The sequence below is a fragment of the Phormidium tenue FACHB-1050 genome (assembly GCF_014696925.1).
Lineage (GTDB): Bacteria > Cyanobacteriota > Cyanobacteriia > Pseudanabaenales > Pseudanabaenaceae > Pseudanabaena.
On the sequence record NZ_JACJQY010000017.1, the window covers coordinates 13,088 to 38,989 of the forward strand.

Genomic DNA, 25,902 nt, shown 5'->3' on the forward strand with positions numbered 1-25,902 from the left:
ATATTCCTAAGCTTTAATCAAAACCAAGTCTTCTCAAAGCAATTTTACGGTTTTGCCAAACCTGCGGTTCTTGCGGTGATATTTGGATTGCTTTATCATAGGCTGCGATCGCTTCTTCGAGCATTCCTAGCCCACTGAGCGCGTTGCCACGGTTATACCAAGCAAAATGGTCATCAGGATTGATCTCTAGTGCACGGTCATGACTAGCGATCGCTTCTTCATAGAGTTCTAGTTTACTCAGTACCAGACCACGATTGTTCCATGCATAATAATCATCGGGACGAATTTCTAAAGCTTTATCGTAACTGGCGATCGCTTCTGTGTAATTTCCCCATTGTTCTAGAGCTTTGGCGCGGCTATACCAGATTTGATGATCACGAGGCTTATACTCCAGAGCGCGATCATAACTTGCCACCGCCTCCCCATATTTGCCGATACTTTCCAAAGCATAGGCGCGACTAAACCACCCCTGTACATAGTCGGGTCTAAGTGCTAGGGCTTTTTCACAATGATTGATCGCTTCTTCATATTTGCCAAGCACACTGCAAACTAGGCCTTTGCCACCGTAGGAATAGTAATAATCAGGTTTGTGTTTAAGAGCGAGATTGTAACTATCAATCGCTTCTTCGTAACGACCTAACATACTTAGGGAAGTGCCAAGATTGTGCCACGCAGCATAAAAATCTTCTTTATAGGTGATCGCTTGACGGTAATTCTGCACAGCCTCTTCATGATGACCAGATAGATCTAACGCAACTGCACGGTTATACCAAGCCAAATGATTATCGGCTCGAATCTGTAACGCGAGATCGCAATTGGCGATCGCCTCTTGACAACGATTACCTGCAACTAATAAACCACCTTGCTCTAGTAGTAGCTCAATACGGCGTTCCGAAATTAAGGGCTGAGCCGCAATTAGCTTTTGCAGATCATCATATTTGAGATCGCGTTCTTCCTCACTAATTTGAGCATAGGCTTCATAGCGATCGTCACTGACCCAGCGAAAAGCCTCTTGCCGCATCAACTCCATGTCAGTGGGAAACTCAAATACCTCAACAGTTTCATCAAAAAATTCAGGATAGCTATCGATAAAAAACTTCAGCGCAAATAAGGGCAGTAAAAATACAAAACAAATCGGAAAATTCTCTTTGAGCTTAGCTTGCAATAGGATCAGATGGGCAAGGGGACGCGGAAGATGGGTGAGCTTATCACCCAAGGCATGATCATCTAAGTCATCAACTTTATTTTCTAAGAACTCTTCGATACCTGTGATAAACAATAGATTTGCTGCATGTAAATCTGGCTCATCAACAAACATTTCATAAAAATCAGCGATCGGGCGATCAAGCCTTAAAACACGAATTGTTTGGCTCTCTGCATCAGCCCGTACCCTTTTAATTATTTGCTCTCCCTCCGCAGGCGAACAACGCACAAACAGCATTCCAAAATCTTGCTTGTTTCTGAGTAAACCCAATAGAGTCTGATATTCTGTCTCTGGATTTTTTAGAGCGTCTTTATCCCAAGCGTTTCCAGTGTATTGCATGGTTCTCCCATTTGACCGAATACTCAAACTAATCATACCAAAAAAGATTAGAGGCGGCGCTAAGCACTACCTCTAATACCAACGTACAAAATGGCGCAGCCATTTTGTACGTTGAAAACCCTTGCTGGGCTTGGTTTTTAATCCCCAAAAGAGTTGCCACACTTTCGTGAATTGGGATAATCAGCGATTCTCATTTATAAAAATCAGGTTTTTGAAAGCCCACCGTTGGCGGGCTTTCAAAAAACCGATTTTAGTGTTTTCAGCGCCGAAGGCGCTGAAAACACTAAAATCGGGTTCATAATGAAAATTGCTGACCTCTAATCATAAGAGTGTTGGCACGCTTGGCGATAAGGCGCTGTAAAACATAAAAACCAAAGGCGAATTGCGGCGCAAAGCGCCGCAATTCGCCTTTGGTTTTGGGACTGCTATAACATAGAGATCTAGCGCAGGTTCTACCTGCGTTACTTTATTGAACAATAAAATCTTACAAAAATTTCATGAACGATCGCTTAATTCGCGCCCTCACCGCCGACGGCCGCGTCCGTGTCATTGGCGTGAATATTACCCAATCCCTTAATGAAGCTCATCGTCGCCATCATTTATCAGCAGTCGCTACCGCCTCACTCGGTCGAGCTATGGGAGCAAGCTTACTGCTTGCTTCAAATATGAAGCAACCTCAAGCCAGAGTAAATGTCAGAGTGGCTGGAGATGGCGGATTAGGGTTAGTCTACGCTGATGCTGGATTTGATGGGACAGTGCGCGGCTTTGTCACCAATCCTCAATTTACATTGCCCCCCCTTGCCGATGGGCAACAAAATGTCAGTCAAGGTGTTGGGCAAACAGGTTTTTTTAAAGTTATGCGTGACGTTGGCTATGGCGAACCCTATAGCAGTACCGTGGAGTTAATTGCAGGTGATATCGCCAATGATGTGGCTTGGTACTTGGCTTCCTCTGAGCAAACTTATTCCAAGCTCATGCTGACGGAAGTAATCGATCAAGATAATAGCGAGGCTCCTGTCAAAGTAGCCGCAGGAATTTTACTGCAAATCATGCCCATGGCGACCCTGCGAGCGGCGAAGACCGCGAACCTCTCACAGGAAGATTTACTGATCCAACTAGAAGCAAAAAGTGATCCGCAAAACTTCATGGATTTGCTACTTCAAGACAAAGCGATCGAGGAGGTAATGACAGAAATCTTTGCTGATATGCATCTAGATATTTTGCCGATGACTAAAGATGTCAAATTTCATTGCCCTTGCTCCCTCGATCGCATGTTAGCGGCGATGAAAATGTTTGGCGAAGAAGATTTGCGATCGATGATCGCTGAGGACAAGGGCGCAGAAGCAACTTGCCATTTCTGTGGTGAGGTGTATCACGCCAGTACTGAGCAGTTAAATAATTTACTTGCAGATTTACAGGTAGCAAAAGCCTAACCAACAAGAAGTCTCGCGCAGCAAGACTTCTTGTTATACCAAAACTCAAAATGTCTACGCCATTTTAAGTTTTAAGAACCTTACTGGGTTAGTTTTTTATTCACAAAAGTGTTGTCACACTTTCGTGAATTGGTATTAGTTAGGCTTTATGGTAACTTCACTTCTAGACGCTTCTCGATAAATTTGCATAATTCCTAAAAAATATGACAGTTAACGCACAAATTGGCATTATTGGTGGCAGTGGACTCTACAAAATGTCTGCCCTGACTGATATTCAAGAAATTAACATTGATACTCCCTTTGGCAAAACGTCAGATGCATTTATCTATGGCAAATTGTCAGGAACTCCTGTGTTATTTCTGGCTAGACATGGGCGATCGCACCATTTGCTCCCATCGGAAGTCCCCTATCGAGCCAATATCTATGCGCTCAAAAGTCTGGGCGTGGAATATATCATCTCGGCTTCAGCCGTTGGCTCGTTACAGGAATATGCCCGTCCCCTTGATATCGTGCTACCCGATCAATTTATCGATCGCACCATTAGCCGTACCTCAACATTTTTTGGTGAGGGTATTGTTGCTCACGTTGCTTTCGGCGAGCCAATTTGCAAATCACTACTATCAGTCGTCGCATCATCGGCGGAAGGGGTTGATTTAGGACGGAACAAAGTCCATAAAGGCGGAATTTATCTCTGCATGGAGGGGCCAGCCTTTTCGACTAAAGCTGAGTCTCTGCTCTATCGCAGTTGGGGCGCAAAGGTAATTGGTATGACCAATCTCACTGAAGCAAAGCTAGCCCGTGAAGCGGAAATCGCCTATGCCACGATCGCCTTGGTCACCGATTATGACTGCTGGCATGATGATCATGAGAGTGTGACCGTGGAAATGATCATCCAAAATTTACAAAAAAATGCCCTGAATGCTCAAGCCGTAATTCAAAACGCCGTGGCAAAAATTGCCGTGAATCCGCCTAAATCTGAAGCTCATCATGCTCTGAAGACTTCGATCTTGACGGATTTAAGTAAGGTATCTGATGCTAGCCGTGATCGCTTAAAAGTGATTTTGCAAAAGTATCTCTAATTTCATCACCTAGTAATACTAATTCACTTAAAAACAAGCCCAGTAAAATGTTGAGATTCAAAAAATGGCGTTATCATTTTTTGAATTGGTATTAAGGAGCAATATCAAAATGACACAACCTTTAACACTTGATGGTGTAGCAAACGATTTAGATACAGTCAAAGAGATCATGTTTACCCTTGCAAGGCAATATGAACGCATTGATCGTACGGTCGATCAAGTAGCTACACAGCAACAAACTAATACTGAAGCAATTTCCAATCTGACAAGATTCATGATGCAGTTAGGAGAAACTATGGCAAGTACACAAGCTGACATTAGGCAGATGCAGGCAGATGTTAGAGAGATGCAATCTGAAGTTAAAGGCTTGCAAGTTGAAAATCGTAGGATTTTGCAACATATATTTAAGGATGAGTTTTAGGGTTATCAAAAGCTATAAAAAAGCCTCGCAATGCGAGGCTTTTTTATAGCTTTTGCAGAAGGTTTCTTAAGAGCCAAGCCCTTTAACTGTCTCAAAGAAAAATCTGGCGTTATCTTCGGGTGTGTTGGGTAAAATGCCATGTCCGAGGTTCATGATATGACCCTTGTTGCCAGCTTTTTGAACAACTTCCAAAATGCGATCACGAATGTAGCTTTGCTCAGCAAAAAGCACACAAGGATCGAGGTTGCCTTGAACAGGAACATGATGACCAATGCGATCGCGTGCGTCAGCCATATCAACTGTCCAGTCAACACTGACAATATCCACACCAGACTTAGGCATTAGATCTAGGACACCCGCACTACCACTAATGTAAAGGATCAATGGGGTATCAGGATACTTAGCCTTGACCTTATCGACAACCATCTTTTGGTAAGGCAGTGCAAAAGTTTTATAGTCAGTTGGGCAAAGATGTCCTGCCCAAGAGTCGAACATTTGAACGACTTGAGTCCCACACTCGATCTGGTGGATCACATAAGTACCGACCATTTCGGCAATTTTAGTCAAAAAGCTATGGATGATTGCGGGTTCTTTATATGCCAAAGCTTTGATTACAGAATAATCCTTAGAGCCTTTACCTTCAACTGAATAGGCGGCTAATGTCCAAGGTGCACCCACGAAGCCAAGAATAGTTGCTTGATCTTTAACTTCTTCTTTGATCGCACTTAAAATCTTGCGAATAAAGGGAACGGCGGTGTCGGGCTCAAATTCGGTGAGAGCGTCTACTTGAGCTTGAGTCCGAATTGGCGACTCGATAATTGGACCACGGCTTTCGATGATGTCAAAGTTAATGCCGATACCTGTAAGTGGAGTGAGGATATCGGAGAACATAATCACGCCATCGGGTTGAAAAGCGCGAAATGGTTGCAAAGAAATTTCGGCGGCGAGTTCAGGGATTTCCGATCGCTCTCTAAATGTTGGATATTTGTCGCGCAAATCACGATACACCTTCATGTATCTTCCTGCTTGACGCATCATCCATACTGGTGGACGATCCAGTACTTCACCTCTTGCTGCCCTTAGCAAGCGATCATTTCCTCCCATAATCAACTCTTTCCTGTGTTTTAAAACTTTTTTATAATTGTGCTTTTGAATTATAGAACGTCAAGTACCAGACGCTAAAGCTTTGCCTGCTTGGCTAAGTCGTTAGTTTGCCATCGTACAAAGGTTGATCGCCGCACCGTATCTCAGAATGGGGCATCAGGCAATGATCAAACTTAGGCTTTATTTAATTGCTAATTACAATTCGATTACTTATACTTTCTTTAAGATATGTTATTAATACTTAAGCTATGAATACTTTACGAAGTACAAACTAAGTAAAAGTTTTGGCTAACCAATAGCTAGGTTTAAAAACTGTGACTAACGAAGGGGCAAATTTGACAAAGGGTACTGATGTGGTGGCAGATACGACATCATCTCCAGCATTGAAAGAAATTGAGGCAGGTTCGCCCCTAAAACCAATCGTGGCGATCGCAGTTACTTTTGCGATCATGGCGCTCTCCATCTTTTTCTGGATATTCAGTCCACCGCTCGATCAATATACACAGTCGGTTTTAAATCTTTCAGGCGATCCTGTACAGGGACGCTCAATTTTTGTGATGAATTGTGTGGCTTGTCATGGGCAATGGGCTAATGGCAAAGTTGGACCCAGCTTGCATGGTGTATCCGATCGCAAGTCCGATGCGCGTCTAGTCCAACAAGTCGTCAGTGGTGAAACTCCACCAATGCCACAGTTTCAACCAAGTCCTCAAGATATGGCAGATTTGTTGAGTTATCTCAAGCAACTATAAAAAGAGCGGCGCGATGCGCCGCTCTTTTTATAGTTGACTTTGGAGCAGTTCTCCAATTCCTTTTTCCGCAACATCGAGCATTTGATTAAGTTGCGATCGCGAGAATGTATCCGATTCGCCAGTGCCTTGCACCTCGATCAGCTTGCCACTGCTGTCCATAACCACATTGAGATCAACACTTACAGCGACATCTTCTTTGTAATTTAAGTCCAAAATTGGGACACCATCCAGTAAACCTACAGACACAGCCGCAACAGCATTACGAATTGGCGATCGCGTGATTTTGCCTTCAGAGAGTAAGCGATCGCAGGCTGCTTTCAGAGCCACAAATCCCCCTGTAATTCCACCCGTGCGTGTACCACCATCGGCTTGTAGCACGTCAATATCAACGGTAAAAGTGTAATTAGCGATCGCGGTCATATCTAACCCAGCTCTCAAACTACGCCCAATTAATCTTTGGATTTCTTGAGTACGTCCTGATAGTTTCATAAATTCCCGTTGTTGACGCGGAATTGTAGATGCAGGCATCATCCGATATTCGGCTGTTAGCCAACCTTGATTACTCCCAGTCAGGAATTTCGGTACACCTTCTTCGATGGAAACTGTACAGATCAATTGGGTATCGCCAAATTTTGCCAACACTGAACCCGCAGGTGCTTTGGTAAATGGCTGCTGCAAAAGCACTGGGCGCAGTTGATCCCAAGCTCTACCATCGGGACGTTGGATAATCGGCAAATCACTCATGATCACTGTTTGTAAAGTCTTTCCAATCATATAGCAATCCTAAAGGGTTTGTGGAAGAGCGCTCCTTCGGAGCGCTCTTCCACAAACCCAAAAATCTACAAAGGATTTAGGACAGCTATAGCAAAAAAAGAGTTATACCAAATCACAAAATGGCTACGCCATTTTGTGATTTTGAAACCCTTATTGGGCTTGGTTTTTAATTCCCAAAAGTGTAGCCACACTTTCGGGAATTGGTATTAGCTAACCCAAGAATCGAGTGGCGGCGCGAAGCGCCGCCACTCGATTCTTGGGTTTTATGTCCTAAGCAAAACTTGCTTTGCTATATATAGCTGTCACCATTCTTGTTAGGACATAAAACCCAAATAGTGTGAGGCGGCGCTTCGCGCCGCCTCACACTATTTGGGTTTTGATTTGTCGTGATACAGATGGCTATAGCTATAGCAATTAATATATAGAGATTTTCCAGTCTGCCAAAGAACGTGTTTGTGTTCCTAAAATACCCCTACATCTCATAGCATCAGTTCTATCCATATCAATCATCATCCTTTTTCTTACCACCTTTTTTTGAAGGAAGTTCGCGTTTCGAGGGTGGAATTAATCGCTCATCAGGTCTGAGTTCCAGCGCTTTAGAAAAAGATGCGATCGCCTCATTCTCACGCCCCATACTTCTTAGTAATAATCCCTTTGCTCCCCAAGCATCGGCATTAGTGGGATCTAACTTGATGGCTTCTTCTACTTTTGCTAAAGCTTCCTGAGGTTTGTTATTGCGATTAAGGATCAACGCTTGGGCAAGAAGTTCTTCAACGGATAAGGGCGTTGGGGCTGTGGTCGGTGAAGGCGTAACTTTTGGAGGAGTAGCCGTTGGACTCACAGTTGGACTCGCAGTTGTACTCGGTAAGTTGGGAGCTACAGGGTTATTAACAACTTCAGGTGCATTCTTGGCAGTTTTGCTGATGATTGCCATGATTACTACCAGCAGCAAAGCAAATCCTCCAGTGACCCAAACCCAAATAGGAAATGATTTGCGCGACGATGACTCTTGGAAGGCGATAGTGTGAGGGTTTCGATAAGAAGAATCCCCTTGAGAACCTGCTGCTTGCGTAGCATCCTGCGACGACGTGATGATAGTTGCGGCATTGTTGGTCATATTGCTGGCGCTAACGACGGTAGGCAAATCATGCTCGGTAATATTAGGCATAGAGGCGATCGCCATTAACACTTCTGAAGCCGTCTGATAGCGTTGGCGGAAATCGTAACGCACCATTTTGTCGAGAATATCTAGAAATTGCGGTGAGTAATTACCCTGTAAACGATCGCGCCAAACCAGTTCCGCAGTTTCAGGATGTTCAGCGAATAGGCGTGGCTCTGCGCCCGTAATTGCTTGGATTGCCATCATCCCTACCGCATAAATGTCGCTACTAAAGCGCGGCTTGCCATTGAGTTGCTCAATCGGCATATACCCAGGGGAACCGATCGCGATCGTCAGATTTGTATTCCCTTGCGGATCAACTGCCAAACCACCAATTTCTTTAACTGCTCCAAAGTCGATCAAAACAATTTTGCGATCGCTGGTACGACGAATTAAGTTGGCTGGCTTGATATCACGATGGACAACATTGCGCTCATGCACATATACCAGTATTTCTAAAACCTCTTTGAGCAAGGCGATCGCCACCGCTTCAGGCGATCGCTTGCCATTACCAATCTCCTGCGTAAGATCTGTACCATCAGCAAATTCTTGGACTAGATAAAATTCCTCGCCTTCCTGAAAGTGGGCAAGTAAACGTGGAATGCGATCGTGTGAGCCTAGAGAATAAAGCATCTCGGCTTCTTGATCGAAGAGACGCTTAGCAGTTTCCAACACAAAAGGCTCATGGGATAAAGGCTTAAGCTGCTTCACCACACAGGTAGGATGCGTTGGCAAATCAATATCTTCAGCCAGATATGTCTGCCCGAAGCCTCCACCACCAAGGTGACTAATAATTTTGTAATGTCCTCTAAGTATGGTGTCTAGCACATTTTATCTACTTGTTTTCTAGATGGCGATCGGAAATTTAAGGTCATTATAAGGCTTAGATCAGCGAATACAAGGGGATTAAGCAATATGTCGCATATAAAAACAGTAAGGAGGCGCTTTGCGTCTCCTTACTGTTTTTATAGCGATCGCCTGTTTTAATTTCGACTTTTGTGATGTATTTGTGCAAACATTTGCTAGTATAGAAATCTCTCTTTGAGCAAACGAGCAAATTTAGGGTGACTGGCGCAGTGGTAGCGCATCGGACTCTTAATCCGCTGGCCCTGGGTTCGAATCCCAGGTCACCCATTATCAAAATTTAGAGGTGCGTCGCTTAGCGACGCACCTCTAAATTTTTTTGGATATATGAGTAGTGCATAAAGACTTTTGAAAGCGTCGTGAGGCTTTCAAAAGTCTTTATGGGGTTTATTGCTAGCTGTGTCGAAAAAGAGGAAGAGCGATCGCTCTTCCTCTTTTAGTGATTAGAGAACTACGCCCTTGGGAGCAGGAATAGAAGGTTGTAAATACATGGTCAGGAACTGCAAACCATTATTCGCAAGGTAAGGAAGTTTCTGAATCTTCTTCATCCATTCAGGAGCATTAGATTCGTCGATCTTTACCAGCTTGGCATTGTTCTCTTCGCACTTCTTCAGGCAAGCCCAGAACTTAGGATTTTCTAAATCCATAATTACAGGGAAAGCCTTCGCAGCATCACGATTGGTTTCGCGAAGAACTTCATCGACATACTTTCTAGTATCCATGCCGATAGATTCGTAGAACTCATTGCGAACACAAATATCATTTAGATACATGGTGGCAAATACTGATAGCAAGAAGAACTTACTCCAAAGATTAGCTCTGATGCCCTTGATATTATTTTGCTCACTGCGGAGAAGCAAGCTACAGAAATCACCGTGACGGCTCTCATCTTGGCACCAATTTTCAAAGAAATTGAAGATCGGGTAGATGCGATATTCAGGATGAGCAAGGAAATGTTGATGAATCTTGATGTAGCGCCAGTAACCGATCTTTTCCGATAGATAAGTGGCGTAGAAAATAAACTTCGGTGCGAAGTAAACGTATTTCTTGGTTTTGGATAGGGTCGAAAGATCAAGTTGCAGATCAAAGTCGGGCATCGCCTTATTCAAGAAACCAGCGTGACGGGCTTCATCACGGCTCATCAAGCTAAAAATTTCAGCCATCAAAGGATTCTTGTCCTTAATTTTGACAGCAATTTCCTTGTACAGCAAAAATCCTGAAAACTCAGAGGTGCAAGATCCTTCAAGAAAGACACGGAAATGTTCCCTCACCGTGGGGTCGATTTGACTCCAATCTTGATTAAAATCAGCAGTGCGGACAAAGTGACGACGGTTATAGTCAAATTTAAATTCTTCGAGAATAGCTTCATAATCTGGCGTTAGATCGAAGATATCCATATTTGCCATCGCTTCAAAGTCAGTAGTGTAGAAGCGTGGGGTCAGGATCGATTCGCGTCGGCCAGTCCCGTTAACCTTTTGTTGGTTTGACTGGCTTACATCGGGTTTAGAAGGGGTAGCTACCATATTCTCTGTTTCTTAAATGCTGAATAAAGGTGGGGATAAATTGCAGTTTAAATACCTATCTGACTGCCTATTTTACGACTAGTATCTAGTTTATGGGTAGTTATATCTAGAAATAAGGCTTGCTTGTTAAGAAGCGTTAAGCAAAAAAATCAAAACCCAAGAATTGGGGTGCAGCGCGGAGCGCTGCACCCCAATTCTTGGGTTTTGATTTGTGTTAATAGTTCATTTCTTAGGAAAAGAGCATTCGACAGTAATTTCAAGATTAGCTTCGGCTGTACCTTTGGTGATGTAAGGGATACCTGCTTCGCCTGCAATTTTGACACCAAATTTGAGGGTTACTTTGTCGATGTTGGCGATGTCGGTATTGTTGGCTTTCTTGAAAGCGTCAATGGTGCTGAGGGTGTAATGGGTAAGAGTAGATTTCAGGCGATCAAAGTTTTCCTTGATCTTTTCAACATTGGCTACGGTGTCACCATAACTAACAAGCCCTCGATCGCCTGAAGTGTCAGGAACGTCAACGGCTTCGCTGGCTTCAATATAGATGATTGTATTGTCATCAATTTGGAGGGGCGTTAAACTTGTCATGATGAATTTTATGTGATAATTGCTATAGGATAGCAAACACATTTCCCAAAAATTTTAAGTTATGCAACGTCGGGCGCTTGTGGTTGGGGTCAGTCAATATAACAAGGTTTCTTTGGGTAACTACGCTAGCTTTGCTAATAATGCCAATGCGATCGCCGATATTTTGGAGCCAACTTTTAAGGTGAAGCGGTTGCCTGAAGCTATAGATGGCGATCGCGTATGTGTGGGCAAAGGTAGTATGCCTTGCGATCGCTTACAAAATGAAATCAGCGATTTATTTAAGGCGACGGATCTGGATACGGTGTTGTTTTATTTTTCGGGGCATGGTGTGCGGGGCAGACAGCCTTACCCCAAGACATATTTGGCAACCTCTGAGAGTGAAGTCTTAGATGATGGTTATCGCAAATCCATTGAGATAGATCTACTCAAGCAGCTATTGCGAGATTGTCCTGCGAGGGAGCAGATTGTTTGGTTGGATTGTTGTTATGGCTGCGATCTGGCTGATTTTCGGGAAATATGCGATCGCAATGATGGCAAAACCAGATTTATCATTACGGCTTCGCGCAGCCAAGATCCTGCTTATCAAGAGATTGCGGGGGAGATGGGTGTATTTACAAGGGTATTAGTAGAAGCTTTGGCGCGATCTAGTGCGACGGCGCGGCGGATTACTTGTGCGGCGATCGAGGATGCGGTTCGGGAAAATTTGCAAAGTTTACAATATCCACAAATGCCACAGTTTTATCGCACACCGAATAAAATTATTGAGTTTTGGGAGAGACGAGTTTTGACACAAGATCCTCAAGATGCCATAAAAAACAAAAAATCTGAAGAAAATAATCCAAGGATTATTCAGAAAGCATTGGAAAATGTTTCGGCTGGTGGAAATATCAATGTGCAGATCAATCAGAATATAGGCGATCGCGCAGAGAGACGAGATAAGCCTTTTGGAGAAAACAAACCAATCTCGAATAGCGTGAAACAGTTACGGATAGAAATGCTGCAAAAAAATATTCGGAGTCTCCAAGAAGACTATCAAGCTGTTTACAGTCAGTTGGATTACACTTCAAGTGAGTTAGATCGAGTTCGATTGAAGCGGCAAATTGCGAATATTGAAAAGGAGATGGAAGAGAAAGACCAAGAACTTAATGCTTTATTGGGTTAGGCGATCGCGGATCATTTCGGCGCATCCTGCTACTCGTAATGAGAGGAGATTGTATAATTCAAGTATAAATTTAGTGTTAAGTAAATGGAGATTGACCCGAATATACCCATACAGACACAACTAGCGGGATTGGGGCAGTTACGAGATTTACGCACTAATCCAAATCTAAAGGGTGCTGATATTAATTTCTTGCTTCAACAAACGCCTACGCAACTGGAGAAATTACTTCGGCTTGGCGAAATTGAGGCAAAAACTTATAAGCAGATTATGAAGGCTTTTGAAGGTCGAGATCTAGGAAAAAGAGGCAAAAGAAAATGATTAACTCATCAACGATCCAGATTGAACTAGGCTATAAGTTAGTTGATAGTAAGGAATGGAAGACTATTGATTTAGAACCTGAAAGCTATTTTGATATAGAGTCAGACGAGCTTGTGAGTTTAGACTCAATACCATTTTACGATCATGCAATTGAGTATCTTGTTCAAGATTTGGAAATTCAAAAAGAGTCGGCGATCGCGACAAAGTTGCATTTATATGACAAATCAACTAAGCAAGAGCGTCTAATCACGGAGAGCTTTTGGAATTATGGACGCAATCGTCTAATCGAACGTCAAGATATGGGCGATCAGCCCTATTCAGAAATTATTTTGGAAATGTTGGTGAGCGAAGTGCCTGAAGTATGGGAAGTGTTGCGATGCGATCGCCTATCTGGGGTGTTGAGTCCTTCTTATCATGCCAAAATTCAGGAGCGCGAAGATGGTTCGCAAGTGGAGCATCATATTAATGTGGCGATCGCGCCTGAGTCTGGTTCTTTGAGTAAAGTTGCGTGAAGGCGATAAGAAACAACAATGACATCTCCGCAATCTCAAGACAACCCATCTATTGAGCAAACTGCCTTAAAAAACGTGACGGCTGGCGGCAATATTAATGCCACTATTCATCAAAATGTCACTATTCATCAAGTGGTTTCTGCTCAACCCGTTGCGATCGCTGCAACCCTAAATACGACACCGCCGCCTGTGGATGAATGGCAGGGACGACAGGATGAAATCAAGGAACTACAAATTGCCCTAAGCAATGAGAAAATACGTTTAATCGGGATGACCGCCGCAGGAGGTTATGGTAAATCGGCTTTAGCGGTGAAGTTCAAGGAACAGTTAACCTCTAATTGGCGGGTGTTGTGGGTGAGTTTTATCCAGCCTTATCCTTTGGCTCAATTTGGGCGATGGTTATTGGAGCAGTTGGGACGAGTTTATGATGAAAAATGGGATGAGGAGACGTTAATTGGGCAGATCGTTGAAGGGTTAATCGCTGAGCCTTGTTTGTTGGTGTTGGACAATATGGAAACGGTGATACCAGCAGAAGGGAAGTCGGTTTATGGTCAGTTTTTGAGCCAATGGTTAGGGAATGGGAGTAACAGTAAGCTACTGCTCACCAGTCGGGAAAAGCCAAAGTTTAGCGACAATTTGCAACCGCGTTGTTATTGGTTAGCCCTAAAGGGGTTAGCGGAAGCCGATGCGATGCGTTTGGTGACGGAAGACTATGGATTAACGGGAACGCAGAAGGAATTAGTCAATTTTGTGAACCGCATGGATCGGCATCCCCTCTTGATGCAACTGGTATCGAGTTGGATGCGGGAGGAGTTGGGGGAAGGGGTTGGTGTGACAGAGGCGGAAAATTTGGGTTTAGATTTGTTTACGGTGGAGGGGTATCACCGTGATACGGAAACCTGTGTTAAGGAAGTGGTAGCGGCGAGTTTGGCGCGATTATCGGCAAGGTTAGGGGATATTTTAAAGCGGTTATCGGTATTGCGAGGGATTTTCGATCTAGGGTTAGCTCAGGGGTTAACTGCCGAGGTAACGGATGCGGAGTTACGGTATTTAGCCCGTTTGTCGTTGTTGCAGGAGTTTCCCCCCGAACCGCTCAAGGGAAAACCGCGACGGTTTCAGTTTTTGACTTTAATTTCGATGGTGGTGCAACAGCAAGCGGATTCTGAGCTATTGCGATCGGCGCATCAGGCTGCGTTGGATTATTTTTTGGCACATTTACCCGCGCCACATTGGGAATCGTTGGAGGATTTGACAGCGTATTTGGAGGCGTTTTACCATGCAGGGGAATTGGGAGAATGGCAGTTAGCTTTTGATATTTTGAATGAGGAGCGAGGAGGAGAAGGGAAAAATAAATCGGTTGATCAATTTTTGAATTTGCAAGGGTTTTATCGTCAGCAAACACAGTTATATGAGCAGGTAATCGCGGGGAGTCAACGAGAACAAGATTGTTATGGCAAATCGTTAAACCATTTGGGACTTTGTTATTATTCTTTTGGGCAGTATGAAAAAGCGATCACCCACTGCCAGCAATATCACGACATCAGTGAAGAAATCGGCGATCAACAAGGCGTGGCAATTTCTCTAGGTGGTTTAGGCAATTGTTATGAATCCTTGGGGCAATATGAAAAAGCGATCACCCACCAACAGCAATGTCTCGAAATCAGTGGAGAAATCGGCTATCAGCAAGGGATGGCAAATTCTCTAGGTAATTTAGGCAATTGTTACGCATCCTTGGGACAGTATGAAAAAGCGATCACCCACCAACAGCAATATCACGACATTAGTGAAAAACTCGGCGAGCGACAAGGGGTGGCTAAGTCTCTAGGGAATTTAGGTGTTTGTTATAAAAACTTGGGGCAATATGAAACAGCGATCACCTATCACCAGCGATATCACGACATCAGTGAAGAAATCGGCTTTCGGCAAGGGGTGGCAATTTCTCTAGGAAATTTAGGCAATTGTTATTATTTATTGGCGCAGTATGAAAAAGCGATCATCTATCACCAGAAATTTCACAACATTAGTGAAGAAATCGACAATCGGCAAGGGGTGGCAATTTCTTTACATAATATGGGGGAGGCATTGCTCAAACTTGAAAACTACAGTGAAGCAGAAACCAAAATTCAAGAATCTTTAGTTATTTCCCAAGAGATTAACTTTAAACCTTTAACCGCCCATAGTTTCAAAGCCCTTGCAGCGATCGCCCATCAAACCAATCAACCCCAACTCGCCCTCAGCCATTGCCAAAACGCCCTCACTCTCTCCCAAGAACTTGGCATTCCTTTAGTCAAAGACTGCGAAGAACTCCTAGCAAAAATTCAGGATGACTTAGGAGAATAGACGTATCATATCTTTTGAATCAAATGTAATCTCTACTTGCTATCTATGGCTAAAGGCTATAACAAGAAAATCCTGTTCTTTATCGATGAATTCGGGACTGCGGGGGTAGGAGATTTATATTTTGGAGGAGTTATTGCTTTAGCAAAAGATACTGGACGTTTAGATAAGTGTTTTAGTGATCAGTTAGAAACAAACGCTAAAGAAATTCATGCCGTTACTATGAGCGATGAATATCTCAAGGATCTTATGATGCGCTTCAAGCAGACTGTATCTCAAGAGAATTTTATTTTGATTAATCGTAGTGTGAGTATTCGAGAGGGCGCTGCCCCAGTAATGTATGCCCAAGGTTTAATCGAGACAGTAAAAGTTGGTTTAAAGCTTTTTAGAAAAGAAGTGCTGAAAAGTTCGCATATTAACAATGTAGAAGTTATTACCGACATCAATCACCACAATAGTCACCCTGATTTTGAGAATGAAATATCCAAAGAAAAGTCTAAGGATAGAGAATTCTCTCCAGTTAATCACCTTGCTAGAATTGATTCTGCTGCATCACGGATGCTTCAGATTGCTGATATAGTGGCTTACTCTCGTAAATTCATTATTAATAAAGATCTAAATGCCGAACAACTAAAGAGGGATTATGGCATTCATATAAAATGAGATAAGGGCTACCAATTGGCAACCCTTACTTAAGATTCTTTATAAAATAAGAGACTATAGTGACCGTCAACCAGGGCTTTTTCCCTCTGGGTAATCACGACTCTTACTAGGCACACGGCTGAGTAAGTCGTCTTTTTTGATCTCTACTACGATCATTATCTAGCTAGATACATCTTTTAATCTATCCTAATATTCGCTAAAAGTCAATACTATATCCCTTTACACCTCAAAATTATGTCAGAAAAATCTTTGTGCGATCGCGAATGAAGATATGGCTATGAAAGAGAACCTAAAAAGGCTTGGCTTAAATCCTACTAATAACTTCGTATGATAACCCAGTTGATTCGGCAATGATTTCTATTGCTACATTTTGCTCTTTCAATGCTTTGGCGACTTTCTCAATACCCTTCTCAATACCGACCTTTTCACCTTCTTCAAAGGCTGTATCAAATACATTTTTCACTTCTAAATAAAAGTATTTCGCCACCATGATTTTCCTAAAACATTCGTGCAATTTAGCTGTGAAAACCTTGTAAGCCATCTCCTGTATAGCACAAAAAATGTGGTTAAAGGAAACTTTCCAAACCTACTTCAGCTATGAGCGTTTTTGGTATTTATGGCTCAAAATTATGTCAGAAAAATCCTTGTGCGATCGCAACTCAAACGAACCACAAGAAAATTTTTGAAAGAGTTGCGAAGCAACTCTTTCAAAAATTTTCTTGGTTCGGGCTTGAGCGCAAAGCGCTGTAAGGCATGTCTAGAAATTCCACTTTGCCAGTTGCCAATCTGTAATAGGCAGGTACAACCTTCAGTTTTCCATTCTCTACTTCATGGGACAAAATTGGTGCAGTAGATTGAATCATCTCTACCATCAGATTTGCATGAGCTTTGACTGTATCACTGACAACACAATCGCCTTTTATTTGCTGTCCAGCCTTGATTGCAGGTTCAATATAGTTGATTAGTGAAGTTAGCTTTCCCTCCGAAAATGCATGATTGATGGCTGCCATTACTGCACCACATCTTTCATGTCCCATTACTACAACCAGCCTTGTACCTAGATGTTCGACAGCAAACTCAATGCTAGCGATTACGGCATCATCAGCAATATTTCCTGCAACTCTCAGCACAAATAAATCACCAACACCTTGATCGAAAATCAATTCGGGAACAACGCGAGAATCTGCACAGCCTAAGATGATAGCAAAGGGATGTTGAGCGATCGATAGATCGACTCGGCGTTGAGAGCCTTCGTGAGGATGCTCGACATGATCGAGAACATAGCGATCGTTGCCTTCCTTCAGTTTTTGTAAGGCTGCTTCAGACGTTAGGTTATCGACTGTGTAGTAGGTCTGATTTGCTGTGAGCATGAATAGTCACAAAATAGCTATATAGCGCTTTTCAAGCAAGCGAGGTACATAGGTTTGTTTCCCCGCCTTCGGCGGGGAAACAAACCTGTACTTCACTATGTTGGTAAACGCTATATACAAACTTAGCTATCTTTCTATTTTTAAAAAGTAGTGAACTAGACATATAAGTAGCTTATTGTCGAAGCCCTAGGGACGCACAGTAAAATAAAGAACCAGATTTTTGTGGCGCGGCTCCGCCGCGCCACAAAAATCTGGTTCTTTTGACAAAATGATTTTGAGATTGTTTGGCATTCCTTTAGTCAAAGACTGCGAAGAACTCCTAGCAAAAATTCAGGAGGACTTAGGAGAATAACTGATGTTACGTGGAGCGATCATTCCATCAGGCGATCCTTCTGTAGGGGCAAAGCATTGCCACGAAAACCTATAAATTTTCAGATAATTTTGATTTGGCAATGCTTTGCCCAAACCTCGCAACGCAGGGACAAGTTATCGATGAAAGCACAAAGGGTTGAGCATTTGCATTTCAAGATAATTGTGGGGAGTATAAAAATAGTGGCGCAAATGCTCAAACCCTACAAGTTTGTGTTTATAGGGCTTTGAGGGCACGAATAAGATATTATCGCGATCTGAAAACCAAAAAGATGAGTGGCGGCGCGAAGCGCCGCCACTCATCTTTTTGGTTTTCAGTTGTTCTAGCTATCTGCTATACAACATCACTGTATCGCCGCATCAATTTGTTCCATACTCAGCGATCGCAACAGACTCACCTGAGCCAATGGCGTGGAAATATTTGCAAAATAGGCGGTAGTCAGGTATTCAGCATAACCAGCTTCTTGCAACAGATGGGTTTTGAAAAAAGCCACACTTAGCAACTTGAGATACTCTTGCGAGGCGATCGCACTGGAACCTGCCAGAACACTGCTGATCTCAGGACTAAGGCGATCGCTAGAAGTAATTGCTGTGACCGCCGTATGTCCTGCTCGATTGAGCAGGACTAAATAGCGATTGGGTGAGGTCAACCATGTAAATGGCACAATCTGCTCAGCGACCGCAGGCGCAAAGGTATCATCAGAACTGCCAACGATCGCGATCGGCGCAGTAATTTTGCTCAGTGCAGGTTTACCCAAAACATGACTGGTTACAGGATTAACCGCGATCGCTGATTTAATACGCGCATCACCCAATTTATAGGTTTGGTTTGGCAATCCGAGAGCTACGCATTGCAATAACAGTGAGGCATTCCACTTATATTTACCCTGACAGGCTTCTGTCAAATCCGCAAACTGGATCTGAGCATCACTCACTAACGCCAAAGCTGCATAACCACCAAAGGAATGTCCAATCATGCCCACATTTTGCCAGTTGATATTGGCGCTATTAGGATTACCTGTCTGTGGTGACTTTTCTAGATAATTCAGCACCGCCGTAATGTCATTGGGTCGCTCAATGAAGCTCTGTGGTGGTGCAATCTCGCTAGCAGCCCCAATAATTAATTTATCTAACTGCTCCTCGCTGCTATTGGGGGAGACGGTCAGCACCACTGCAAATCCATAGGATGCTAGGTGTTCAGCAAGATAGAGTAATGGTTCGCGATTAGAGATCAGTCCTGGATAGATGACGATCGCAGGTATGGACGCAGATTTAGCACTGGCAAGCTTTGGAACAAACAGATAAAAGGGGATTTCATACCGATTATCTATGGCTGGTGCATTGAGACTATATCGATCCCATGTTAATGCACCTTTATTTCGCAAATCAGCTAACTGTATTGGGGAAGGCGTTGGTGTTGCTCCTGATTGCCCAGCTTGTTTGATAGCCTCATCGTTGACCATCTGCACAACTTTTTGCGTATCTTGCAGTAGGTCGCTCAATTCGCCAACGGTTTGCAAACCTTCTTGAATATCAAAATAAATATCTGATGTGGGGAATTTTCGGAGGAAATTGAGCAAAGATAAACCATGCTGCTTGTCGGCTGTTGCCAACACAGCCGAGGCACGGATAGCGCGATTACCCGATAGCATCGGGCCAGTTTTAATAAACTCACCTAAGATATCTAACGCTCTTTCTCCTTGAGATGTGTAGAGAAATCTTGATAGTAAAGATATAGGAATATCGGCTCGCTCTGTCAAAATGCGCCGAAAAGTTGCCATATCTGTTGCAGAAATATATCGCGAAGCCATATCAAGTGCGCCGCGCAGCTCCCCCGTTTTAGAAAACTCTTCCAAGTCATCCACAGATACTGAAACTTCAAAAATATTAAATCGGAAATTGACAGTTTCAGCAGCTTCACTAGGCTTTGCGATCGCCGCTCCACTAATTGCACTAAGCAAAAATATTAAAGTGGCAGATCGGCTAATCAATCGGCGAGAAATATTGGCGATCGAGGCTGTGAGATATTTCATCATATGTAGCTTTATCTGGAGATCTCCCCTAGAAGCTAACACAACATTCACAAATTAAAACCCAAAAGGTAAGTGGCGGCGCTTCGCGCCGCCACTTACCTTTTGGGTTTTAGTCCCTAAATAAAACCTTCACGATACATAAAACAATACAAATGTTAATATTCATCAATTTTGCCCCAATCACTCTGGTGGCAATGCTAACATCCAAAATAGTTAAACCCCGATTAAATAAAGCTTTAGGAGCGTATTTTGACATTACGAGTTGCTGTTGTAGGCGGCGGGCCTGCGGGTTCTTGTGCGGCTGAAACACTTGCCAAAGCAGGAATTGAGACCTATATATTTGAGCGTAAACTGGACAACGCCAAACCCTGCGGTGGAGCAATTCCTCTATGTATGGTTTCCGAATTTGATTTGCCCGACGAAATCATCGATCGCCGCGTCCGCAACATGAAAATGATCTCTCCCAGCAATGTGGAAGTAGACATTAAACTCGACAATCCCGATGAATATATCGGTATGTGTCGCCGCGAAGTTTTAGATGCATTTTTACGCGATCGCGCTGCTAGCCTTGGAGCTAAGCTGATTAATGCTCGCGTCCTTGATATTAAAATTACCGAAAACGGTAAAAAGCCCTATGTAATTACCTATTCAGATTTCTCTGAAGGTGGTAACGAAGGTGTAATGCGTACTCTTGAAATTGACTTAATCGTCGGTGCTGATGGCGCTAACTCCGTAGTTGCTAAGGCGATGGATGCTGGTGACTATAACTATGCGATCGCCTTCCAAGAGCGCATCAGGATTTCGCCAGACAAGATGGAATATTACAAAGATCTTGCAGAAATGTATGTGGGCGACGATGTTTCGCCTGATTTCTACGCATGGGTATTCCCCAAATACGATCACGTTGCGGTTGGTACTGGCACAATGCACAAAAACCAACGCCTGATCAAGCAATTGCAAGCTGGTATTCGCGCCCGTGCGTTGCCTCGCATCGAAGGCGGCGAAGTGATTAAGGTCGAAGCTCACCCAATTCCTGAGCATCCCCGTCCTCGTCGTGTGGTTGGTCGGATTGCGCTCGTAGGTGATGCGGCGGGCTATGTCACCAAGTCCAGTGGCGAAGGTATTTACTTTGCTGCTAAGTCGGGTCGCATGTGTGCCGAAGCGATCGTGGAGTTTGCGGAAGCAGGTAAACGCATTCCTACTGAAGCTGATCTCAAGGTTTACATTAAGCGTTGGGATAAGCAGTATGGTTTGACCTACAAGGTTCTCGACATTCTCCAGAATGTGTTTTATGCCACCAACGCCACTCGCGAAGCCTTTGTAGAAATGTGCGCCGATAAGGATGTACAAAAGCTCACTTTTGACAGCTATCTCTACAAAACCGTTGTGCCTGCTAATCCTTTCACTCAGTTGAAGATTACGCTCAAAACCCTCGGTAGTTTGCTGAGAGGCAATGCTTTAGCACCTTAATCAAAAAGGAGCGCGTTACGCGCTCCTTTTTTTTCTTGTTATAGTTTAAAAAGAGCAGTTCAAAATGTCACAAAAAAATGGCTCAGCTAACCATTGAAATTCCCGACGAATTAGCCCAAAGGCTAGCCCCATACAAAAATCAAATCTCAGAAATTTTCGCTAATCTAGTCAATACATCATCACTCCTCGAAAAGTCCACAGAGAAACTTGATGTATCAGGCACTCCCTCACCCACAGAATTACCAACTTATTTAGAGATTATTGATTTTTTAGTCAATCGCCCCACATCAGAACAGATTGCCAACTTCAAAGTTTCTGAGCGATCGCAAGCACGGTTGCGCGAATTACTTCAAAAAAATCGTGATCTAAACCTTATTTCGTCAGAAGTAGCAGAACTAAATCTTTACGAGCAACTTGATAGCCTCATGACCATGATGAAAGTGAGAGCTTATGCTGCTATAAACTCCTCAAAGACTAGTAGCTCTAATCCAGAATGACTGTCTATATTTCCATACCTAGCAGACAGGTTATATTATCGGCTTTCGGCTTAATTGATTAGCCATAATCATGAGAAAATCAGGTTAAATCGTGAGGTGTGAATATGGAGCCAGCTTACATAATTGCGATCGCTGTTTTGTCACCTGCTGCATTGAGAGTGACAATTTGAATTTCAGAGAGATTTTAGGTTATTCTGAGTCTTAACTAACTGCTAGATTTTTACCTATGAATATCAAGCTAGATTTGCCAAGTCCGTTAGAGTATGAGCTATCTATAGAAGCTTCAAGGCTTAATGTGTCTTTGTCGGATTATATTCTCAAGGTCTTGACGCTGAGACGAGATTGGCTGATTTTGGAGGAGATGGAAGATGCTGAAGATGTTGCCGATGCTGAAATGGCTTTACAGGAAGATGGATTTATCCCTTTGGCTGATGTTAAAAGGGAGTTAGGGCTTAGTTAGATGTCATACGAAATTGGCTTTAAGCCATCTGCTTTAAGAGAGATTCGTAAACTGGATGAGTCTACTCGACAAGGCATTATTTCGGAAATCGAGTTACTTGCAGATAACCCTCGCCCAGATGGTTGTAAAAAGCTAAAAGGGGAAATCAATTTATACAGAATTCGCGTCCTTGGTAATTATCGTGTCGTTTACGAAATACAGGATCGTAAGTTGATAGTTACTGTGGTTAAAGTTGGTCATCGTCGAGATGTGTATCGCTAAGTTGTTGCATTTTAAGATTATTCAAAAGCAGCGACTTAGCAATATTAGCGTTTTTACTTTTTGTTTGAAGATGGGCGATCGCTAGTTTATTTTTCATCAAATTACAGGTTATCCAGACTATCCCTGCTTTAATTTACGCAAATCATGACACAACCTAATAATTTCGTGAGATAATAGCAAATAGTTTAGTATTTCGTCTTTTTCAATGTCTGAACAAGTCAAGCCAATTCAAAAGATTCTTTTTGGTAGCCCTGGTACTGGTAAAAGCTATCAAGTCCGTGAAATAGCTAAGAATGAATTGCTTATTCCGTTCGATGAAGATACGAAAACGCTGAGAAATACAATTAAGACTGTATTTCACCCAGAGTATACCTATGCGGATTTTATGGGGAAGTTGTTGCCGTTAACTCAAAGTGGCTCAATTATCTACAAGTTTTATTCAGGGCATTTTCTTCGCATTTTGGGAATGGCTTATAAGGCGTTAATCGATGGTAGTAATGAAAATTTCTTGTTGGTAATTGATGAGTTGAATCGGGGGAATGCTGCTGCTATTTTTGGAACTGTATTTCAATTGCTTGATCGCGAAAGTGATGGATGGTCGAGCTATGAAGTAGATATTTCGGATATGGAATTATTTGGGTTACTTAAAGAAATGCATTTCAACCCAGTTATTCAAGACGAAAATTTTTTAATCAAGCCTAATCTTACAAAAAGCAATACTAGTACTTTAGAAGATTTTTTTGAAAATCAGGCTGCAGATGCGTTAAAAAGGGAAAAATTTTATGGAGCCAGAGTCTTTAATCTTCTAAAGAATCGCCGAATTAATATCCCAAGTAACTTATCTATCATTGCCACAATTAACACATCAGATGAATCAATTTATTATCTTGATAGTGCTTTTAAGAGGCGATGGGATTGGGAATATATTAATTTATATTCAGGGAAATCGGGATTCAAAGTTATTCATCCTGATTTTGAATCAGTTTATTTGACAATTAACGATCAGCAAAAAGTGAAATGGGCATACTATATTATTGGTATTAATGAGTTTATAAAATCTAATTATCAATCGATTAGAAGAATTGAAGATAAGCAAATTGGTTGGTGGTTTATTAAACCTGAAGATGGGAAAGTAGAAATCCAACAAGTCAGAGATAAGTTAATGTTTTATCTTTGGGATAGTGTATTTGCAAGAGATAAAAAACCTCTGGAAAGTCTTTTGTCTACTGAGAGTAAATCGATCAAATTAACTCAATATTCAGATTTTTTAGATTTAATAGATGATTTTATGGAAAAAATCTATAAAATTGGATATGCTAATTATATAGATGATTATTTCTGATGTAATTTCTTAATCATTATGATTGATTTTAAATCCATAAAACTTACTGCAATCAATAAATATTCTTTTGTTGGTATTGAAAAAAAAGAAGGAATACTTTGCTTTTATTTGCCTAAAGGTTTTAGTGAAAATATTGATGAATTAAGTGGATTTAGCAAGAAACGTGATCTCTTTTTTTTATTCTATAAAATTTTCGATGTGTTCAGAAAAATCTGTGCGGAGAAAGGATATTTAGACAAAGTTGATGAATTTGCTAAAAAAGATCGTGATGGGGTAATCAAATCTATTAGAGGTTCTGGAACTGAAGATGATGGTGATGACTCAGAAAATATTTTTTACTCTAAGTTAGATATTATCGGCAGTTTGTTAGATGTATATGACGAACCTAAAATTTTGTCTCTTGCTTATCGATTAGGAAGAAGTGACAAATTTGATGTTAGTCAGATTCATAAGTATTTACATCAAGCTGTATATCTACCAAATAATGCTGCTTATGTCGATCAAATGCTTTTGCCTAAAAAGGTATTGCAATTTGAATCAACAGATATTGTCTCAATTTATTGCTATCTATTTTGTGAAGTTAAGCAACAACTTAAAGAAAGTGTAAGTACAGAGATTACATCATTATCTGAGAGATTTCGTGAAAAATATTTAAGAAGTAGTGATAGTCTTTTTGAAGAACAGAGCTATGAACATGTCTTAGATATTCTTAAAGATGCTTTAGAAACTATCAATCATAATACTCCAATTAAAGATGCTGACTATTGGGAGTATTACGAAGCTATTGAATTATTTCTATATGGCGATCTAAACAAGGAAGAAGATGGTGAGATATGGGGAGTTTCAAATTTTCATAGTGTTTGGGAATCAATGTGCTTGATATACATTGCTCAAAACACGGATTCATCAGATGTTTTACATTTAGATTGTAAATATGTAAGTAATATCATAGTAGAAATAATTCAGGCATCTACTAAAAACATAATCTTACACAACACATTTAAGGTTAATGATAGTTTTTTAAATCCCGATGCAGTTATTTTTTCATCTGTTATCAATCAAATAAGAGTTGATAAAATCGACTATAAAATAAATAGTTCCTCATGGGATGACTATGGTTACAAAACTTCTATTGAGGGAGATATAGCCTGTAACATCGCCTATATTGGACAACCTACTGGTATTTATAGTATTGAGAAGTTAAGAGAATTTTATCCGTTTGATGAGAGAAGGCAAACAATAAGAATTAACAGACGATTGCCTTTAAACTTTTACTCTTTCTGGCATATCACTAATGATATCAGTAATTATGATCTTGTAAAAATGCATAACTTTAATCATTTATTCTATATAGCTTTAGAAAAACATATTAGTATATGGGATGATTTCGTTCAAGAAATTCTTCAGCCCTTAAATATCTCTTGCGATGACTATTCTTCCTACTTTCATAAAAGTTTTGAATGTAATGTTTTTACTGATTCATTTTTCCGAAACTTGACTCCCCAAGAGTTAAAAGAAAAATTTACTAGCTTTATAAAGCTAATATCCAATCGTTTCAACAGCATGTTTAATTTTGACATTATTGACATTAAATATATGAATTCAGATTACTTCAAAGATTCTACTAAAATTGAAGAAATTAAAAGTAGAAGCGTTCGCAAACAATTTGTTTATGAATACTTGCTTCAGAAATATTTAGACCAAAGAAAAGATAAATTTAGTGATTTGCCTATTCGCAGTAGTTTCTGGTTGCCCAGCTACCGACCCGATGATCCTAACTTAATAGAAGAGGGAGAAACCTTTATGGACGGCTATATTCAACTAAAAAATATTAACTTTGCAGTATTAGCCGAGAATTACATAGCATAAACTTT

Annotated in this window: 24 protein-coding genes and 1 tRNA gene; 16 read left to right on the top strand and 9 right to left on the bottom strand. The window is 41.7% G+C overall.

Annotated elements, in window-relative coordinates; genetic code table 11:
* Positions 1–13 precede the first annotated feature (13 nt).
* Complete coding sequence (locus H6G05_RS11950; protein WP_190578399.1) at positions 14–1,543, bottom strand: tetratricopeptide repeat protein; 1,530 nt, start codon at positions 1,541–1,543, stop codon at positions 14–16.
* A gap of 497 nt (positions 1,544–2,040) precedes the next feature.
* On the opposite strand from H6G05_RS11950, the gene hslO reads away from it, so the two are divergent.
* From hslO to H6G05_RS11965, 3 genes are all read left to right on the top strand, one after another.
* Entirely contained in the window at positions 2,041–2,976 is a 936-nt protein-coding gene (hslO, locus tag H6G05_RS11955) for an Hsp33 family molecular chaperone HslO (RefSeq protein WP_190578400.1), read from the top strand.
* A 203-nt stretch (positions 2,977–3,179) separates the two neighbouring features.
* A complete protein-coding gene (locus H6G05_RS11960) occupies positions 3,180–4,055 on the top strand; it encodes an S-methyl-5'-thioadenosine phosphorylase (RefSeq protein WP_094530472.1) in 876 nt (291 codons plus the stop codon).
* A gap of 109 nt (positions 4,056–4,164) precedes the next feature.
* Positions 4,165–4,476, top strand: coding sequence for a hypothetical protein (locus H6G05_RS11965; protein WP_190578401.1), 312 nt, complete (start codon positions 4,165–4,167; stop codon positions 4,474–4,476).
* Between the two features lie 66 nt (positions 4,477–4,542).
* Here H6G05_RS11965 and hemE read toward each other — a convergent pair whose 3' ends face one another.
* Complete coding sequence (gene hemE, locus H6G05_RS11970; protein ID WP_190578402.1) at positions 4,543–5,580, bottom strand: uroporphyrinogen decarboxylase; 1,038 nt, start codon at positions 5,578–5,580, stop codon at positions 4,543–4,545.
* A gap of 314 nt (positions 5,581–5,894) precedes the next feature.
* Here hemE and H6G05_RS11975 point away from each other — a divergent pair, with 314 nt between their 5' ends.
* Complete coding sequence (locus H6G05_RS11975; RefSeq protein WP_322096354.1) at positions 5,895–6,329, top strand: cytochrome c; 435 nt, start codon at positions 5,895–5,897, stop codon at positions 6,327–6,329.
* A 27-nt stretch (positions 6,330–6,356) separates the two neighbouring features.
* On the opposite strand, the gene rph is transcribed toward H6G05_RS11975, so the two are convergent.
* Positions 6,357–7,103, bottom strand: a complete 747-nt coding sequence (gene rph / locus H6G05_RS11980) for a ribonuclease PH (RefSeq protein WP_277874759.1) — start codon at positions 7,101–7,103, stop codon at positions 6,357–6,359.
* Positions 7,104–7,605: 502 nt separating this feature from the next.
* A complete protein-coding gene (locus H6G05_RS25845; protein WP_190578403.1) occupies positions 7,606–9,090 on the bottom strand; it encodes a protein kinase domain-containing protein in 1,485 nt (494 codons plus the stop codon).
* 234 nt (positions 9,091–9,324) lie between these two features.
* Between H6G05_RS25845 and H6G05_RS11990 the strand changes: the two genes are divergently transcribed.
* A tRNA-Lys gene (locus H6G05_RS11990) sits at positions 9,325–9,396 on the top strand.
* A gap of 173 nt (positions 9,397–9,569) precedes the next feature.
* Here H6G05_RS11990 and acsF read toward each other — a convergent pair.
* Together acsF and H6G05_RS12000 are read right to left on the bottom strand one after the other, a co-directional pair.
* Entirely contained in the window at positions 9,570–10,649 is a 1,080-nt protein-coding gene (gene acsF / locus H6G05_RS11995; protein ID WP_190578404.1) for a magnesium-protoporphyrin IX monomethyl ester (oxidative) cyclase, read from the bottom strand.
* Positions 10,650–10,871: 222 nt separating this feature from the next.
* Positions 10,872–11,234, bottom strand: a complete 363-nt coding sequence (locus H6G05_RS12000; protein WP_190578405.1) for a CU044_2847 family protein — start codon at positions 11,232–11,234, stop codon at positions 10,872–10,874.
* 61 nt (positions 11,235–11,295) lie between these two features.
* Here H6G05_RS12000 and H6G05_RS12005 point away from each other — a divergent pair, with 61 nt between their 5' ends.
* The 5 genes from H6G05_RS12005 (at position 11,296) to H6G05_RS12025 (ending at position 16,226) form a co-directional block, all read left to right on the top strand.
* Positions 11,296–12,396, top strand: a complete 1,101-nt coding sequence (locus tag H6G05_RS12005) for a caspase family protein (protein WP_190578406.1) — start codon at positions 11,296–11,298, stop codon at positions 12,394–12,396.
* A gap of 84 nt (positions 12,397–12,480) precedes the next feature.
* Entirely contained in the window at positions 12,481–12,714 is a 234-nt protein-coding gene (locus H6G05_RS12010) for a hypothetical protein (protein WP_190578407.1), read from the top strand.
* A complete protein-coding gene (locus H6G05_RS12015) occupies positions 12,711–13,226 on the top strand; it encodes a hypothetical protein (RefSeq protein WP_190578408.1) in 516 nt (171 codons plus the stop codon). The genes H6G05_RS12010 and H6G05_RS12015 overlap by 4 nt, the downstream gene beginning before the upstream one ends.
* Before the next feature lie 18 nt (positions 13,227–13,244).
* Positions 13,245–15,566 carry a tetratricopeptide repeat protein gene (locus H6G05_RS12020; RefSeq protein WP_190578409.1) on the top strand — a complete coding sequence of 774 codons (2,322 nt, stop codon included), beginning with the start codon at positions 13,245–13,247 and terminating at the stop codon, positions 15,564–15,566.
* A gap of 45 nt (positions 15,567–15,611) precedes the next feature.
* The gene (locus H6G05_RS12025) at positions 15,612–16,226 is read left to right on the top strand and encodes a DUF3800 domain-containing protein (RefSeq protein WP_190578410.1); all 615 of its coding nucleotides are present in this window, start codon (positions 15,612–15,614) and stop codon (positions 16,224–16,226) included.
* 304 nt (positions 16,227–16,530) lie between these two features.
* Here H6G05_RS12025 and H6G05_RS12030 read toward each other — a convergent pair whose 3' ends face one another.
* The 3 genes from H6G05_RS12030 to H6G05_RS12040 form a co-directional block, all read right to left on the bottom strand.
* Positions 16,531–16,767 (bottom strand): hypothetical protein, encoded by a 237-nt coding sequence (locus tag H6G05_RS12030; protein WP_199310485.1) that lies wholly within the window; start codon positions 16,765–16,767, stop codon positions 16,531–16,533.
* Between the two features lie 166 nt (positions 16,768–16,933).
* A complete protein-coding gene (locus tag H6G05_RS12035; RefSeq protein WP_190578411.1) occupies positions 16,934–17,596 on the bottom strand; it encodes a carbonic anhydrase in 663 nt (220 codons plus the stop codon).
* Between the two features lie 713 nt (positions 17,597–18,309).
* On the bottom strand, positions 18,310–20,001 hold the full coding sequence (locus H6G05_RS12040; RefSeq protein WP_190578412.1) for an alpha/beta hydrolase: 1,692 nt from the start codon (positions 19,999–20,001) through the stop codon (positions 18,310–18,312).
* Positions 20,002–20,247: 246 nt separating this feature from the next.
* Between H6G05_RS12040 and chlP the strand changes: the two genes are divergently transcribed.
* The 6 genes from chlP to H6G05_RS12070 all read left to right on the top strand — a co-directional run bounded on the left by chlP (position 20,248) and on the right by H6G05_RS12070 (position 25,897).
* Positions 20,248–21,468 carry a geranylgeranyl reductase gene (gene chlP / locus H6G05_RS12045; RefSeq protein WP_190578413.1) on the top strand — a complete coding sequence of 407 codons (1,221 nt, stop codon included), beginning with the start codon at positions 20,248–20,250 and terminating at the stop codon, positions 21,466–21,468.
* A gap of 77 nt (positions 21,469–21,545) precedes the next feature.
* Positions 21,546–21,965, top strand: a complete 420-nt coding sequence (locus H6G05_RS12050) for a hypothetical protein (protein WP_190578414.1) — start codon at positions 21,546–21,548, stop codon at positions 21,963–21,965.
* A 226-nt stretch (positions 21,966–22,191) separates the two neighbouring features.
* Complete coding sequence (locus H6G05_RS12055) at positions 22,192–22,425, top strand: hypothetical protein (protein WP_190578415.1); 234 nt, start codon at positions 22,192–22,194, stop codon at positions 22,423–22,425.
* The gene (locus H6G05_RS12060) at positions 22,426–22,686 is read left to right on the top strand and encodes a type II toxin-antitoxin system RelE family toxin (RefSeq protein ID WP_190578416.1); all 261 of its coding nucleotides are present in this window, start codon (positions 22,426–22,428) and stop codon (positions 22,684–22,686) included.
* Positions 22,687–22,891: 205 nt separating this feature from the next.
* Entirely contained in the window at positions 22,892–24,028 is a 1,137-nt protein-coding gene (locus H6G05_RS12065) for a 5-methylcytosine-specific restriction endonuclease subunit McrB (RefSeq protein ID WP_190578417.1), read from the top strand.
* An 18-nt stretch (positions 24,029–24,046) separates the two neighbouring features.
* Positions 24,047–25,897 (top strand): hypothetical protein, encoded by a 1,851-nt coding sequence (locus tag H6G05_RS12070; protein WP_190578418.1) that lies wholly within the window; start codon positions 24,047–24,049, stop codon positions 25,895–25,897.
* The last annotated feature ends 5 nt before the right edge of the window (positions 25,898–25,902 follow it).

Bases quoted from the DNA above. Each gene is read 5' to 3' on its own strand.
- H6G05_RS11950 (WP_190578399.1), bottom strand. From the start codon at position 1,543: ATGCAATACACTGGAAACGCTTGGGATAAAGACGCTCTAAAAAATCCA.
- hslO (WP_190578400.1), top strand. From the start codon at position 2,041: ATGAACGATCGCTTAATTCGCGCCCTCACCGCCGACGGCCGCGTCCGT.
- H6G05_RS11960 (WP_094530472.1), top strand. From the start codon at position 3,180: ATGACAGTTAACGCACAAATTGGCATTATTGGTGGCAGTGGACTCTAC.
- H6G05_RS11965 (WP_190578401.1), top strand. From the start codon at position 4,165: ATGACACAACCTTTAACACTTGATGGTGTAGCAAACGATTTAGATACA.
- hemE (WP_190578402.1), bottom strand. From the start codon at position 5,580: ATGGGAGGAAATGATCGCTTGCTAAGGGCAGCAAGAGGTGAAGTACTG.
- rph (WP_277874759.1), bottom strand. From the start codon at position 7,103: ATGATTGGAAAGACTTTACAAACAGTGATCATGAGTGATTTGCCGATT.
- acsF (WP_190578404.1), bottom strand. From the start codon at position 10,649: ATGGTAGCTACCCCTTCTAAACCCGATGTAAGCCAGTCAAACCAACAA.
- H6G05_RS12000 (WP_190578405.1), bottom strand. From the start codon at position 11,234: ATGACAAGTTTAACGCCCCTCCAAATTGATGACAATACAATCATCTAT.
- H6G05_RS12005 (WP_190578406.1), top strand. From the start codon at position 11,296: ATGCAACGTCGGGCGCTTGTGGTTGGGGTCAGTCAATATAACAAGGTT.
- H6G05_RS12010 (WP_190578407.1), top strand. From the start codon at position 12,481: ATGGAGATTGACCCGAATATACCCATACAGACACAACTAGCGGGATTG.
- H6G05_RS12015 (WP_190578408.1), top strand. From the start codon at position 12,711: ATGATTAACTCATCAACGATCCAGATTGAACTAGGCTATAAGTTAGTT.
- H6G05_RS12020 (WP_190578409.1), top strand. From the start codon at position 13,245: ATGACATCTCCGCAATCTCAAGACAACCCATCTATTGAGCAAACTGCC.
- H6G05_RS12025 (WP_190578410.1), top strand. From the start codon at position 15,612: ATGGCTAAAGGCTATAACAAGAAAATCCTGTTCTTTATCGATGAATTC.
- H6G05_RS12030 (WP_199310485.1), bottom strand. From the start codon at position 16,767: ATGGCTTACAAGGTTTTCACAGCTAAATTGCACGAATGTTTTAGGAAA.
- H6G05_RS12035 (WP_190578411.1), bottom strand. From the start codon at position 17,596: ATGCTCACAGCAAATCAGACCTACTACACAGTCGATAACCTAACGTCT.
- H6G05_RS12040 (WP_190578412.1), bottom strand. From the start codon at position 20,001: ATGATGAAATATCTCACAGCCTCGATCGCCAATATTTCTCGCCGATTG.
- H6G05_RS12050 (WP_190578414.1), top strand. From the start codon at position 21,546: ATGGCTCAGCTAACCATTGAAATTCCCGACGAATTAGCCCAAAGGCTA.
- H6G05_RS12055 (WP_190578415.1), top strand. From the start codon at position 22,192: ATGAATATCAAGCTAGATTTGCCAAGTCCGTTAGAGTATGAGCTATCT.
- H6G05_RS12060 (WP_190578416.1), top strand. From the start codon at position 22,426: ATGTCATACGAAATTGGCTTTAAGCCATCTGCTTTAAGAGAGATTCGT.
- H6G05_RS12065 (WP_190578417.1), top strand. From the start codon at position 22,892: ATGTCTGAACAAGTCAAGCCAATTCAAAAGATTCTTTTTGGTAGCCCT.
- H6G05_RS12070 (WP_190578418.1), top strand. From the start codon at position 24,047: ATGATTGATTTTAAATCCATAAAACTTACTGCAATCAATAAATATTCT.